At 73.8% G+C, this 13050-nt stretch carries 11 protein-coding genes; 8 read left to right on the top strand and 3 right to left on the bottom strand.

The window, feature by feature from the left end:
- Positions 1–8 precede the first annotated feature (8 nt).
- Together ASG32_RS08635 and ASG32_RS08630 are read right to left on the bottom strand one after the other, a co-directional pair.
- Entirely contained in the window at positions 9–1646 is a 1638-nt protein-coding gene (locus tag ASG32_RS08635) for an acyl-CoA synthetase (RefSeq protein WP_056524616.1), read from the bottom strand.
- A 106-nt stretch (positions 1647–1752) separates the two neighbouring features.
- Positions 1753–2313 carry a PAS domain-containing protein gene (locus ASG32_RS08630; protein WP_020095561.1) on the bottom strand — a complete coding sequence of 187 codons (561 nt, stop codon included), beginning with the start codon at positions 2311–2313 and terminating at the stop codon, positions 1753–1755.
- A 372-nt stretch (positions 2314–2685) separates the two neighbouring features.
- Between ASG32_RS08630 and ASG32_RS08625 the strand changes: the two genes are divergently transcribed.
- From ASG32_RS08625 to ASG32_RS08590, 8 genes are all read left to right on the top strand, one after another.
- Entirely contained in the window at positions 2686–3333 is a 648-nt protein-coding gene (locus ASG32_RS08625) for a ParA family protein (RefSeq protein ID WP_012318487.1), read from the top strand.
- A complete protein-coding gene (locus ASG32_RS08620; RefSeq protein ID WP_020095560.1) occupies positions 3317–3640 on the top strand; it encodes a ribbon-helix-helix domain-containing protein in 324 nt (107 codons plus the stop codon). Before ASG32_RS08625 ends, ASG32_RS08620 begins: the two co-directional genes overlap by 17 nt.
- Positions 3641–4098: 458 nt before the next feature.
- Positions 4099–5442, top strand: coding sequence for a septal ring lytic transglycosylase RlpA family protein (locus ASG32_RS08615; protein ID WP_056524613.1), 1344 nt, complete (start codon positions 4099–4101; stop codon positions 5440–5442).
- 171 nt (positions 5443–5613) lie between these two features.
- The gene (locus ASG32_RS08610) at positions 5614–6834 is read left to right on the top strand and encodes a D-alanyl-D-alanine carboxypeptidase family protein (RefSeq protein WP_056524610.1); all 1221 of its coding nucleotides are present in this window, start codon (positions 5614–5616) and stop codon (positions 6832–6834) included.
- Between the two features lie 10 nt (positions 6835–6844).
- Positions 6845–7567: a dTMP kinase gene (tmk, locus tag ASG32_RS08605; RefSeq protein WP_091977642.1), complete on the top strand. Its 723-nt coding sequence runs from the start codon at positions 6845–6847 to the stop codon at positions 7565–7567.
- Positions 7568–7733: 166 nt separating this feature from the next.
- On the top strand, positions 7734–8786 hold the full coding sequence (locus ASG32_RS08600; protein WP_056524607.1) for a DNA polymerase III subunit delta': 1053 nt from the start codon (positions 7734–7736) through the stop codon (positions 8784–8786).
- 154 nt (positions 8787–8940) lie between these two features.
- Positions 8941–9501 carry a helix-turn-helix domain-containing protein gene (locus ASG32_RS08595; protein WP_056524604.1) on the top strand — a complete coding sequence of 187 codons (561 nt, stop codon included), beginning with the start codon at positions 8941–8943 and terminating at the stop codon, positions 9499–9501.
- The gene (locus tag ASG32_RS08590; protein WP_056524601.1) at positions 9498–11216 is read left to right on the top strand and encodes an FAD-dependent monooxygenase; all 1719 of its coding nucleotides are present in this window, start codon (positions 9498–9500) and stop codon (positions 11214–11216) included. The genes ASG32_RS08595 and ASG32_RS08590 overlap by 4 nt, the downstream gene beginning before the upstream one ends.
- Positions 11217–11323: 107 nt before the next feature.
- On the opposite strand, the gene ASG32_RS08585 is transcribed toward ASG32_RS08590, so the two are convergent.
- Positions 11324–12298 carry a helix-turn-helix domain-containing protein gene (locus tag ASG32_RS08585; protein ID WP_056524597.1) on the bottom strand — a complete coding sequence of 325 codons (975 nt, stop codon included), beginning with the start codon at positions 12296–12298 and terminating at the stop codon, positions 11324–11326.
- Between the last annotated feature and the right edge of the window lie 752 nt (positions 12299–13050).

The raw sequence follows: 13050 nt of genomic DNA, 5'->3' as shown, positions 1-13050 counted from the left end.
GGCGCGGATCAGGCCCCGTCCTGCCGGGCCCGCTCGCGCAGGATGAACTTCTGCACCTTGCCGGTGGAGGTCTTCGGCAACTCGCCGAAGACCACGTGGCGGGGGAGCTTGTAGGAGGCCAGCCGCCCCCGGCACCACTGGATCAGCTCGTCGGCCGTGGGGGTCGCGCCGGCCTTGAGCTCGACGAAGGCGCAGGGCGTCTCGCCCCACTTCGCGTCGGGCTTGGCCACCACCGCGGCCGCGGCCACTGCCGGGTGCTTGAACAGGGCGTCCTCGACCTCGATCGACGAGATGTTCTCGCCGCCCGAGATGATGATGTCCTTCGAGCGGTCCTTGAGCTGCACGTAGCCGTCCGGGTGCTTCACCCCGAGGTCGCCGGTGCGGAACCAGCCGCCCTTGAAGGCGGCCTGCGTGGCCGCCGGGTTCTTGAGGTAGCCGCGCATCACCACGTTGCCGCGCATCATCACCTCGCCGATCGTTGCCCCGTCGGCGGGCACCGGCTCCAGCGTCTCCGGGTCGCGCACGTCGAGGGCCTCGAGCACCGGGTAGCGCACGCCCTGGCGGGCCTTCCGGGCTGCCCGCTGGTCGGCCGCCAGCGCGTCCCAGTCGGCGTGCCAGGCGTTGACCACCGCCGGGCCGTAGCTCTCGGTCAGGCCGTACAGGTGGGTCACGTCGAACCCGGCCTCCGACATGCCGGCCAGCACCGCCTCCGGCGGCGGGGCCGCGGCGGTGAAGAAGGCGACGCGCCGGGGCAGGTCGCGGCGCTCGGCATCGGGGGCGTTGATCAGCATCTGCATGACGATCGGCGCGCCGCAGAGATGCGTGACCCCGTGCTCGGCCATCAGCCGGTACATCGTCTCGGCCCGCACCTGCCGCAGGCAGACATGGGTCCCGGCCACGATCGACAGGGTCCAGGGGAAGCACCAGCCGTTGCAGTGGAACATCGGCAGGGTCCAGAGATAGACCGGGTGCTGGCCGAGCCCGCCCGTGATGACGTTGCCGAGGGCCAGCAGCGCCGCCCCGCGATGGTGGTAGACCACGCCCTTCGGGTCGCCGGTGGTGCCCGACGTGTAGTTCAGGGTGATCGCGTCCCACTCGTCGTCCGGCAGCCGCCAGTCGTGCTCCGGGTCGCCGCCGGCCAGGAAGGCCTCGTAGTCGGTCGCGCCCAGGCGGGCGCCCGGGCCGTCGTACTCGGGATCGTCGACGTCGATCACGAAGGGCTTGGGCTCCAGCCCCTCCAGGGCCCCGGCGGCCGTCCGGGAAAACTCGCGGTCGGTGATCAGCACCTTGGCCTCGCCGTGCTGCAGGCAGAAGCGGATCGCGTCGGCGTCGAGGCGGGTGTTGAGGGTGTTGAGCACCGCCCCGGTCATCGGCACGCCGTAGTGGCACTCGATCATCTCGGGGGTGTTGGCGAGCAGCGCCGCCACGGTGTCGCCGCGGCCGATCCCGCGCGCCGCCAGCGCCGAGGCGAGGCGGCGGGCCCGGGCGTAGACCTCCCGGTAGGGCCGCCGCAGGGGGCCGTGGACCACCGCGACGTGGTCGGGAAACACCCGCGCGGCCCGGTCCAGGTAGAGCAGGGGCGTCAGCGGCTGGTGGTTGGCCGGGACGCGGTCGAGGTCGCGGTCGTAGATCGTGTCGCGGGCCATCCCCGTCCTCCCGGCAAAGTGTTGCCGGGACAGTAGCTTGCCGGAACGGGCGCGATCAATCGGTCCGGCGGGGCTTCCGCGTCCCGTCGCGCTCTCAATGGCGCGCTCAGTGGCGCGGCTCGTCCTCGGGTTCGGGCAGGAAGCGGGCGAGCTCGAAGCCGATCTCGATCATCAGGTGCTCGATCCGGTCGGTCAGCGACGGCCGGTGCAGGGCGCGGGCGAGGTCGCGCAGGGCGATGACGTGCTCGGCCATCCGGTTCACCACCCGCTCGCTCTGCACGAGGTTCGCGGCCTGCTCCTCGGTGCGGTCGATGGCGATGCCGCGCCCGCGGGTCGCCCCGCCGGCGGGGTCGCGCTCGATCCGGCCGCGCATCAGCAGCGTGCGGATCCCGGTGCGGGTGTCCTTCGTGCGGAACTCCGCCTCGACGGGACCGCCGGTCTCGGCCACCGCGTGGAGATAGCTCTCGATCCGGACGCGGTCCTCGGGATGGGTGCGGTCGAGGAAGGCCTCCAGGGACACGCCGGCGGCGGCCGCCTCGGGGTCCAGGCCGAGCAGATCCGCGAGCGGGGCCGAGAGCGCCAGCTGCCCCGCCCAGTAATCGTGGGCCCAGGTGCCCACGACGCCGGAGGCCTCCAGAATGGATTGCGGGATCGGGGCTTCGGACATGCCATTCCTCGATAGGGCGATCCTTGTCTTTAAACTTGAGGTTTTCACCCCCACCAAGCTCCTCGTCTCACCCGCGCTCACGCTACGGTATCCGGGCGTCGCTGGAAAGGCTGTTAACCCTCTATATGCCAAGAATCTTAACTTGAAGTTTAGACTGCTGTCCTGCTGCCGCACTGGGCGGGGATATCCGGGAGGGACCGTTGTCTTAACGGCTCGTTAACCATGTCGGCCCCAACCTGTGCCCCGACATCCTTGGGTCACAGGATCGCGGCACGCCGCGAATCCCATACCTGAGGTTGGCACAGACGGCGCGGCGACCGGCAGTTGCGGGCGCCCGGACGGATGCATGGGGCCTTCTGGAGGACGCCCGGGATGAAAGCGATCACCTTCGTCACGCAGAAGGGCGGCAGCGGCAAGAGCACGCTGTGCATCTCCCTGGCGGTGGCCGCCCGGGAGGCGGGCCACACGGTCTGCATCCTGGAGATGGACCGGCAGGCCACGATCTCCGACTGGCTGGACCACCGCACGGCCGACGGTCCCGAGGTGGCGCAGATCGACGCCACCCAGATCGACGCCGTGATGGAGCGCCTGCGCGACTCCGCCTACGACTACGTGTTCATCGACACGCCCGGCGTCGATTCCACCGGCACCCTCTCGGCGATCCGCGCCGCGGATCTCTGCATCATCCCGTGCCGGCCGACCCCCGCGGACCTGCGGGCGTTCAAGCCGACCCTGGCCGCCGTCTACCGGCTGGAGAAGAAGTTCGCCTTCGTGCTGAACCAGACCCCGCCGCGCTCCTACCGGGTCCGCGACGCCGCGGACGGGCTCGCGGTGCTCGGCATCCTGCCCGACGTGAACATCGTCGCCCGCACCGACCACCAGGACGCGATCGGCCTCGGCCAGGGCGTCACCGAGTTCAACCCCAAGGGCCAGGCCGCCGGCGAGGTCCGCCGCCTCTGGTCGTGGATCGAGCGCCGCACGCAGTCCCTGAGGACGGGCCAGCATGTCCAAGCCGCCTAAGCTCAGCCTCGCGGCGATCGTGGCCTCGGCGAGCCCGCCGGCCCGGCCCCAGGCGGCCCGGCCGCAGGGCGCCGAGATCGTGTCGCTCACCCTCGCGCCCCCGGCGCCGAAGCAGGCGGCCACGCTCAAGCAGCGCGCCCGCCAGATGTCGGTCTACCTGGAGCCGCCGGTCTACGACCAGCTGCGCGACCTCGCCTACGCCGAGCGGACCAAGATGCACGCGCTGATGCTGGAAGGCCTCGACCTGCTGTTCAAGCAGCGCGGCGCCCAGTCGATCGGGCAGCTCACCGACACGCAGTCCCGCTGAGGGCGGACCGGGCTCGAACCCGGGGCGGCGCGGCCGCTCCGGAGCGTGCTGCTGCTGCGCGCGGCGCCTTCCGGCCCTCCGGGACCGCGGCGCCGCGGAGGGCCGGCGCGGATCAAGCGGCCCGCGGCCTCCGCACCGGCTCGGTCCCGAGCCATCGCGATCCTGGCCCCGCTCCCACACGGAAAAGTGGAGCGCCGCGCCCGGGGGCGGTCGGACGGGCGCGCCAGTAAGAATTTGAAAAATCCGTTCCCGAACAAGATGTTGCCCGTCGATCCGCGCGCAATGCTCGAGAACCGACCGGCCGCGCGGCCCGCTTCCTGAACCCGGCCGCAGCCCATCGTTCAGGCTTCCTTTACGCGACCGCTACAAATCTGGGTGGACCGATCGCGGCCCCGTGCACGCGGCCGGCTCCGGTCCGGTCGGGCCCCGCTCACGCGTAGAGTTTGGTGAAGTCCACGATGGTGCGCACGACGCTTCCCCGGCCGGCGCGCCTCGCCCTGCGGCTCATCGCCGTCTCGGGCGTGGCCCTGGCCACGGCCAACTGCGCGACCTCGCCCCAGCAGAAGCTCGCCGCCGGGAACGGGATCGACCCGAAATACGGGGTCAAGGCGAGCCCGCGCCTCTACAACGAGGGCGACGTGATCCCGAAGGGCGGCGGGCGCCGCTACACCGGCAAGCCCTACGTGGTGGCCGGGCAGACCTACGTGCCGAAGGAGAATCCGAGCGGCTACGTCCGCGAGGGGCTCGCCTCCTGGTACGGCTCGGCCTTCCACGGCCGCATGACCGCCAACGGCGAGGTCTTCGACCGCCACTCGATCGCCGCCGCCCACCCGACCCTGCCGCTGCCGAGCTACGCCCGGGTGACGAACCTCGAGAACGGCTACTCGATGCTGGTGCGCGTCAACGACCGCGGCCCCTACCATGCCGGCCGGGTCATGGACGTGTCGGAGGATGCGGCCGAAGCGCTGGGCTTCCACCGCAGGGGCACCGCGCGGGTGCGCGTCGAGTATGTCGGCAAGGCCTCGGTGGCCGGCAGCGACGACCGCAAGCTCCTCGCGAGCCTGCGCACCGACGGGCGGCCGGCCGGCCGCTCGACCGTGATGATGGCCGATCTCGGCCCGACGGAGGACACCGAGCGCTACACGCGCTCAGCCCCGGCTCTGGCCTTCAGGCCCGCCCAGGAGGCGGAGGAGGCCGGGACGGCGGCCGGGAAGGCGCCCGCCGAGGCCCCGGCCGCCCGGCCCGAGCGGACGGCGCCGGTGCGCGCGCCGATCGTGCTGGCCTCGGCCGCCGTGACGGTCCCGGCGGCCGTGCAGCCCACCGCCCCGCGGGTGCGCGAGTTCCGGCCCGCCCCGGTGCCGGCCGTCGCCGCCAGGGGCGGCCTCGGGGCCGGGACCCTGAAGGTCGCGGGCCTCAACCCGGCCCACACCCCCGGCCTCGCCCCGGCCGCGCCGCCGGCGCACGGTCATGCCGCCGGGAAGGCCGGCCCGAAGGCCGGCCCGGCGCTCGCTGAGGCCCAGGGCCGGGCGGCCCCGGCGCCCGTGAGGCTCGCCAAGGCGTCGTCCGGCCCGGCCCATCCCCCGCACGCCGCGTCCCCGGCCTCGACGCCGGCCGCGATGCCGGCCGCGGCCAAGCTCGCCATGGCCCGCCTCGCCGCGGCGCCCGGCAAGGCGGCCCCCAAGGGCGGCGCGCCGGCCGGGACCGCCTCCGGCAAGACGGCCCCCAAGGCCCCCGCCGCCAAGGGGCCGGCCACCAAGACCGCCGGCAAGGCGGGACACGCCCGCCTCGCCGGGATCTACTGACGGCGGCGCCCGGGCCGACCCGCGGCCGCCCGACGGGTCCGGCGGCCGATGTGGCGGCCGATGCGGCATTTCGCATTCGATCCGGCGCCGAAACCGTAATATGGTCACGCTTGTTATTGGGATACGGGCGGGACGCTTCCGGCCCGACGGCAGGCGCGGGACGGAACGGTGATGCGCAGACCCCTTCTCACCCTTCTCGCGGCCGCCTGCGCGCTGGGCGCCGGCCTCGCCGCCGCCGCCGCGCAGACTTTCCAGACCGCGGCCCCGCACGCGATCCTGATCGACGCCGATTCCGGCTCGGTCCTGTTCGAGAAGGCCGCCGACGAGCGGTTCTCGCCGGCCAGCATGGCCAAGCTCATGACCACCGACATCGTGTTCGAGGCGCTGAAATCCGGCCGCCTGTCGATGGACACGGAGTTCACCGTCACCGAGGACGCGTGGAAGCGCGGCGGGGCCGGGGGCGGCGGCTCGTCGATGTTCGCGCAGGTGAACAGCCGCATCAAGATGGCGGACCTGCTGCGCGGCCTGATCGTGCAGTCGGGCAACGACGCGGCCATCACCATCGCGGAGAACATGGCCGGCTCCGAGGAGGCCTTCGCCGGGCTGATGAACCAGCGCGCCAAGGAGATCGGGCTGACGAACTCGACCTTCCGCAACGCCACCGGCTACTCGGCGCCCGACCAGAAGGTCACGGCCCGGGACATGGCGAAGCTCGCGCTGCACATCATCGACACCTACCCGGACTACTACAAGATCTTCGCCGAGAAGGAGTTCACCTGGAACAAGATCCGCCAGCAGAACCGCAACCCGCTGCTCGCCCTCGACATCGGCGCGGACGGGCTCAAGACCGGCTACCTGGAGGAATCCGGCTACGCGCTCACCGGCTCGGCGGTGCAGAACGGCCAGCGGCTCGTGCTGGTGGTCTCGGGGCTCAAGACCGCCCGGGACCGCGCCTCCGAGTCGCGCAAGCTGATGGAGTGGGGGTTCCGCGCCTTCGAGCCCCGGCAGGTCTTCGCGCCGGGCGAGACCGTGGCCGAGGCCTCGGTGTTCGGCGGCCAGTCGGGCTCGGTGCCGCTGGTGGCGAAGAAGCCCGTGCGGGTGCTGCTGCCGCGGGGCTCCAGCGACCGGGTCAGCGCCAGGGCGATCTATACCGGGCCGCTCATCGCCCCGGTGGAGGAGGGCCAGCGGGTCGGGATCCTGCGCGTCCAGCGCGGCGACACCGTCGCCCTCGACCAGCCGCTCTTCGCCGGCGCCGCGGTGGAGCCCGGCACCCTGTCGCAGCGGGCGATGGACGCGGCGCTGGAATTCGGCACCGGCCTCGTCCGCAAGGCCTTCGACCGGGCCGGCAAGGGAACCGACAAGGGTGCTGCCGGGGCGGCCAACCCGTCGTGACGGCGCGCGCGTGACCGGGCCGCTGTCCGGGGATCCCGCCGGGGCGGGCGGCACCTTCATCACCGTCGAGGGCGGGGAGGGGGCCGGCAAGTCGACCCAGATCGCCCGCCTCGCCGCGACCCTGCGCGCGCGCTCGGGGCGGCCCGTCTGCGTGACGCGCGAGCCCGGCGGCTCGCCGCGGGCGGAGGAGATCCGCACGGCGCTGCTCGACGGCGTCGCCAAGCCCTACGGCCCCTTCGCGGAGGCCCTGCTGTTCAGCGCCGCCCGGATCGACCATCTCGACCGGCTGATCCGCCCGGCGCTCCGCCGGGGCGAGACCGTGCTGTGCGACCGGTTCATCGACTCGACCCGGGCCTACCAGGGCGCCGCCGGGGGGCTCGATCCCGGGCTCGTGGACGCCCTGGAGCGGGTCGTCGTCGGCCCGACCCGGCCCGATCTCACCCTGATCCTCGACCTCGCCCCCGAGTCCGGCCTCGCCCGCGCGGCCGGGCGCGGCGCCCGGACGGGGCAGGGGGCCGACCGGTTCGAGGCCGAGGCCCTCGACTTCCACGTCCGGCTGCGGGAGGCCTTCCTGGCGATCGCCCGGGCGGAACCGGGGCGCTGCGCGGTGATCGACGCGTCCCGCGATCCCGACACGGTCGAGGCGGCGATCCGCGCCGCCGTCGCGTCCCGGCTGCCGGCGCTCCTGCCCGACCGGCCGGCGGGGGCGGGCCGGAGCGGCGACGCCGCGTGAGCGGCCGTACGGGCGTGGCCGGTCCCGGCCCGACCGGTCCCATCCTGGCCGGCGGCCGTGTAAGCAGTCGCGCGGGCGCGCCGCCCAGATCGGAGCCCGCCGGCCCGCGCCGTGAGACCCACTCCATGAAGCCCGCCCGTGAAGCCCGCCCCGTGAGACCCGCCCCGTGAAGCCCACCGACCGCGCCGCCGACGACGTCGAGCCCGGGGACCTCGCCGGGATCCCGCGCCCGCGCGAGACCCTCGGGCTCGTCGGCCACGCGGCCGCGGCCGACGCCTTCGCGGCCGCCATCGCGGCGGGGCGCCTGCACCACGCGTGGCTGATCGGCGGCGCCCCCGGCATCGGCAAGGCGACCCTGGCCTACCGGGTCGCCCGGCGCCTGCTCGCCTACCCGGGGGGCGGGGGCCCGGCGGGCCTCGCCGTGCCGGCGGGCGACGCCGTCCTCGGCAAGGTGGCGGGCCTGTCGCACCCGAACCTCGTGGTCCTGCGCCGCCACCGGAGCGCCGGCGCCAAGACGCTGCCGACCAAGATCTCGGTCGACGCCGTGCGCCGCGCCCTCGACCTGTTCGCCTCGACGGCCGCGGATTCGGGCTGGCGCGTCTGCATCCTCGACAGCGCCGAGGACCTGAACGCCAACGCCGCCAACGCCCTGCTCAAGGTGCTGGAGGAGCCGCCGCCCCGCGCGCTGTTCCTGATCCTGTCCCACCAGCCCGGCCGGCTGCTGCCGACCATCCGCTCCCGCTGCCGGGCGCTGATGCTGCGCCCCCTCCCGGCCGAGGACGTCGCCCGGGTGGTGCGCGGCCTGCCCGAGCCCTTCGCGCAGCCCGACGAGACCGCCCTGGCCCGGGCGCTGGCCCAGTGCGAGGGCTCGGTCGCCCGCGCGCTCGCGATGCTCGATCCGGTCACCGCCGGCCTCGTAGCCGAGATCGAGACCCTGCTGGCGCGGGCGCGCACGCCCGACTGGGGCCGGGTGCTCAAGCTCGCCGAGACCCTGGCGGGCCGCGACGCCGAGGCGCGGTTCGAGGCCGCCCAGGACGCGGTGCTGCGCTTCGTCTCGGCCGAGGTCGACCGGCGCCGGGATGAGCCCCCCGCCCGCCTCGCGGCCCTGGTGGAGGTCGCCGACCGGTTCGGCCGCGCCGCCCGCGAGGCGGCGATCTACAACCTCGACCGGCGCCCGGTCGTGCTGTCGCTGTTCGGGGATCTCGCGGCGGTGGCTTAGGGCCCGGCGGGCACCCGTCCCCGTCCCCGTCGCCCGTATCCGACATCCGGATCCGGCCCGCCGCCGGCGTGGAACTGCCCGGCCCAGGCGCCGTTGTCCGCGCGATGACAGCATACTGTCATTCTGACAACATCCTGCCGCCAGGACGTGCCCCATGGAGCCCGACCCGCCTCGGACAGCCCGCGACCGCGACCGGACCCGGCACGCCCTGTCGGACCTCGTGGTCGCGGTGTTCCGCCTCAACGGCGACCTGCTCGCGGCCGGCGACACGCTGGTGCAGGATCTCGGGCTCACCAGCGCCCGCTGGCAGGTGCTGGGGGCCATCGCCCTCGCGCCGGCGCCGCTGCCCGTCGCCCACATCGCTCGCAACATGGGCCTCGCCCGCCAGTCGGTGCAGCGCCTCGTCGGCGAGATGCGGGCCGACGGGCTGATCCGGCTCGCGCCCAACCCCCACCACCGCCGCGCGCCCCTCGTCGCCATGACCCCGCGGGGCGCGGAGGCCTATCGGCAGGCGATGGCGCGCAACGCCCTCTGGTCGGACGGGCTCACCGAGGGCCTCGCGCCCGAGAGCGTCGAGGCCGCCGCCGCGCTGCTGCAGGGCCTGCAGCGGCGGATCGGCGCCTCCCACGCCGCCATCGCGTCCATCGCCGCGGAGGCCCGGCAGGAGACGCCGCACGAGACCCGACAGGAAACCCGACAGGAGACCGACCGATGACCGACGCCCACGCCGCCCCGGGCTACGACGCCGACGTGATCGTCGTCGGCGCGGGCCCCGTCGGCCTGACCGCGGGCTGCGCCCTGCGCCATCACGGCGTGTCGTGCCTGATCCTGGAGCAGCGCGCGGAGGTCAGGGCGTACTCGCGGGCCAACAATCTCTGGGCCCGCCCGCAGGAGCTGCTCGCCGGCATCGGCCTGCGCGACGCCCTGGCGGAGAACGCCTACGCGGTCCGCACCATCAACTTCTTCGTCGACGGCGCGCCGACGACGCCGATCCCCATCGCCGACGTCGCCAGCCCCTATCCCGACGTCCTCTACAGCGGGCAGGACGTGATCGAGCGGACCCTGACCGACGCGTTCGAGGCCCGCGGCGGCCGGCTGGACCGGGGCTGCACGGTGACCGGCATCGACCAGGACGCGGCGGGCGTCACCGTGACCCTCCGGCGGGGCGCGGACGGGCCGGAGACGCGGCTGCGCGCCCGCTACTGCGTGGCCGCCGACGGGGCCCGGAGCACGGTCCGCGCCCGGCTCGGCCTGGATTTCGAGCCCGAGCGGCTCGCGGGCTGCATGAACCGGCAGGTCGACGCCCGGCTGTCCTGGCGCCGCGGGTCCGAGCCGGACCAGCTCTGGTTCTTCTACTACCCGCGCGGCTTCGCCGGCATCATGCCGGTCTGGGGCGGCTACCACCGGCTGTTCTTCCTGGCCGACGACGCCGGCGTGCCGGACCGCGACCCGACGCTCGCGGAGATCCAGGCCCTCGCCCGGGAGGTCACCGGCGACGAGACCCTCACCCTGAGCGACCCGCAATGGCTGACGCACAGCCGCTTCGCCTACGGGGTCTCCCCCGGCTACGCGCGGGGCCGCGTGTTCCTGGCGGGCGATGCCGGGCACCTGTCCCTGCCGATCGGCGGCCAGGGGATGAATGCCGGCCTCCACGACGCGGTCGAGATCGCGTGGCGGCTGGCCATGACCCTGCGGGGCGAGGCGGCGCCCGCCATCCTCGACTCCTACGACGGCGAGCGCGGCGGCGAGCACGCCCGGCTGAGCGCCCAGCAGGTGCGCGGATTCCGGTGGACCGTCTATCGCAGCCCCGTCACCGACACGGTGCTGGGGCTGGCCGCGAAGGCGCTGCCGAACCTGGGCTCCCTGCTGCAGGGGACGGACGACATGCAGCAGATGGGCGTCGCCTATCCCGGCAGCCTCCTGAACGCGGATCACCTGTCGGGCCTCGCGAACCTGACGCACCTGCTGCGGCCGGGGCCGAAGCCGGGCCAGCGCGCGCCGGACGCGCCGGTGACGCGGGACGGGGTGCGCACGCGCCTGTTCCCGTTCCTCTACAACCCGGACGGATGGACGACGGGCTGGGCGCTCCTGTGCTTCGACGGACGGTCGCCGGAGGCGGCGCCCGCCCTTCTGGAGGCGGTCCGGGCCGTGGCGCCCTGGCCCTGGCTGCGTCCGCGGCTCGTCCTCGCCGGCCCCCTGATCGCGGCGGCGGAGGTGCCCGTCCTGTCGGATCTGGACGGCCGGGCACACGGCGCCTACGGGCTGGAGGGCCGGCCGGCGCTCGTGCTGGTGCGCCCGGACGGGCACATCGCCTTCCGGAGCGGCGCGGACCGGACCGACCGCCTGATCGCGTATTGCCGCGCGCTCTTCGACGCGGCGGGGCGCGCGGCCGGGGAAGCGGTGCGGCCGGAGGCGGCTTGCGCCGGGTGAGGGCAGCGGGGGCCGCGACGTCGGAGCCGTGCCCCGGGGCACGGCACCGCCCCTCGTCCCGGCGCCGCGTCCCGGCCGCCCGCGACCGGCACCGGAGTCGCGGCGTCTCACGGATCCGGCCGGCTGCCGGACAGGCGCAGGATCGCGGCTTTCCTGTAGGCGCGGGGCGACAGGCCGTGGCGGTCCTTGAAGCGCCGGGCGAAATGGGCCTGGCTCGCGAAGCCGCACTCGTAGGCCACGACGCCGATCGGGCGGTGCAGGCTGACCGGATCGGAGAGGCGCCTGGCCGCCGCCGCGAGGCGGCGCGCCCAGATCCAGTCGGAGATGTGCTGGCCGCGCTCGTGGAACAGTTCCTGGAGCCGGCGCAGGGACACGCCCATCGCGGCGGCGAGCCGGGGCGGATCGAGGGTCTGGTCGCCGAGATTCGCCTCGACATGGGCCTTGGCGCGCTGGACCACGACGCTGCCGTGCAGGGAATGCGGCACCTCCCGGGCCATCCGATCCGCGAGCGCGGCCACGATCAGATCCACGCCGATGGTCGCCATGCGCTCCGCCGCCTCGGGGGAGAGCTGCCGGTTCACCCGGAGCAGATCCCCGAAGAAGGTCGTCACCAGGCGGGTCGTGGCCGATCCGGCGGGCATCGTCAGGGCCGCGAACAGCCGGGCCGGTCCGAGCAGGCTCTCGAGGCGCTCCCGCGGCAGGGCCATGACCAGGGTCTGGCCATCCGTGCGCGCGTCCAGCACGCCCGGGTGATGGTCGATGACGGTGAGGTCTCCCGTCCCCTGCACCGCCTCGCGGCCGTGCTGCTGGACGGTGGACGCGCCGGCGAGACGGAAGTTCACGCGGATCAGCCCGTCAGGCCGGCGCCGGACCGTATCGGCGGTGATCGTGGTCGTGAGGGCGCTCTGTGTGATCCGGCTGAAGGTCAGCGGGCCGACGGCGCCGATCTCGATCTCGCCCGCGAACGGCCCGTCGGCGCGCCGGCGCTGCTCGATCGGCCCGATCCGTTCGGCGACGACCTCCTGCCAGAGCTTGAAGCGCGTCCGGGGATGTGTCCCGGCCGTCGAGAAGACCCGGCGCATCAGGCCGCTCGGAGAGGCGCCGGCGCGCGGCCTCCGGAGGACCCGTCCGTTGCGCGGAGCCGGATGCCCCGGAGCGTGACCTGAAGACAAGTCATCGACGACGGATAGATCACATCTCCACCATATTTGGTCGACCAATTCAGCAATAATCGACTTACTTTTCCGATAACTAGCAATATATCGAACCGTGTACGGCCATAAGTCCGATCTCTATAGACATTTCGTCGACAAAGACCCGGCAATACCGATTCGAATCGCTCATATGTCACGCTCCTGCGTCCCTCGAGCTCCGAGAATGACTTAGCGAGCGGATCTGCGTCCGCTGGCGCTCGGCATTCCGGGCCGATGTGACGTCGAGGGCGGCCGTGCGTGGTGCACCGATCCGGCGGCGCGACGGAACGCCGGCAGGGCTCGGCCCACGTGACAGTGCCCGCGGCCGATGAGTCTTCGGCACCGACGTCCTTGCGAGCGGAGCGAAGCAATCCAGCAGCGCGACCTTGCCGATGTTGCGCCGCCCTGGGTCGCTTCGCTGCGCTCGCGATGACGGAGAGGTGCGCGTCGACAGCGGCGCGCGGCTCGAATTACCTTGACAATGTTCCTATTTTGTGCTTCCTGACCGCACCTGTCCGCGGCGGCCCGGGAGCGATCCCGGGGCGTCCTTCGGGGGCCCGCCCGGTGGCTGACCGTGCGGGTCCGGGGACGGGGCGGCGCCCGCGTCGGTGGCTCTCAGCCGCCATCGCCCCGGGCGACGG

It is taken from the genome of Methylobacterium sp. Leaf361 (assembly GCF_001424445.1).
Lineage (GTDB): Bacteria > Pseudomonadota > Alphaproteobacteria > Rhizobiales > Beijerinckiaceae > Methylobacterium.
The sequence above is the reverse complement of the archived record's forward strand: the minus strand, read 5'-3'. Positions and strand labels throughout refer to the sequence as shown.

Coding starts and splice junctions, on each gene's coding strand:
- ASG32_RS08635 (WP_056524616.1), bottom strand. CDS start 1,646: ATGGCCCGCGACACGATCTACGACCGCGACCTCGACCGCGTCCCGGCC.
- ASG32_RS08630 (WP_020095561.1), bottom strand. CDS start 2,313: ATGTCCGAAGCCCCGATCCCGCAATCCATTCTGGAGGCCTCCGGCGTC.
- ASG32_RS08625 (WP_012318487.1), top strand. CDS start 2,686: ATGAAAGCGATCACCTTCGTCACGCAGAAGGGCGGCAGCGGCAAGAGC.
- ASG32_RS08620 (WP_020095560.1), top strand. CDS start 3,317: ATGTCCAAGCCGCCTAAGCTCAGCCTCGCGGCGATCGTGGCCTCGGCG.
- ASG32_RS08615 (WP_056524613.1), top strand. CDS start 4,099: ATGGTGCGCACGACGCTTCCCCGGCCGGCGCGCCTCGCCCTGCGGCTC.
- ASG32_RS08610 (WP_056524610.1), top strand. CDS start 5,614: ATGCGCAGACCCCTTCTCACCCTTCTCGCGGCCGCCTGCGCGCTGGGC.
- ASG32_RS08595 (WP_056524604.1), top strand. CDS start 8,941: ATGGAGCCCGACCCGCCTCGGACAGCCCGCGACCGCGACCGGACCCGG.
- ASG32_RS08590 (WP_056524601.1), top strand. CDS start 9,498: ATGACCGACGCCCACGCCGCCCCGGGCTACGACGCCGACGTGATCGTC.
- ASG32_RS08585 (WP_056524597.1), bottom strand. CDS start 12,298: ATGCGCCGGGTCTTCTCGACGGCCGGGACACATCCCCGGACGCGCTTC.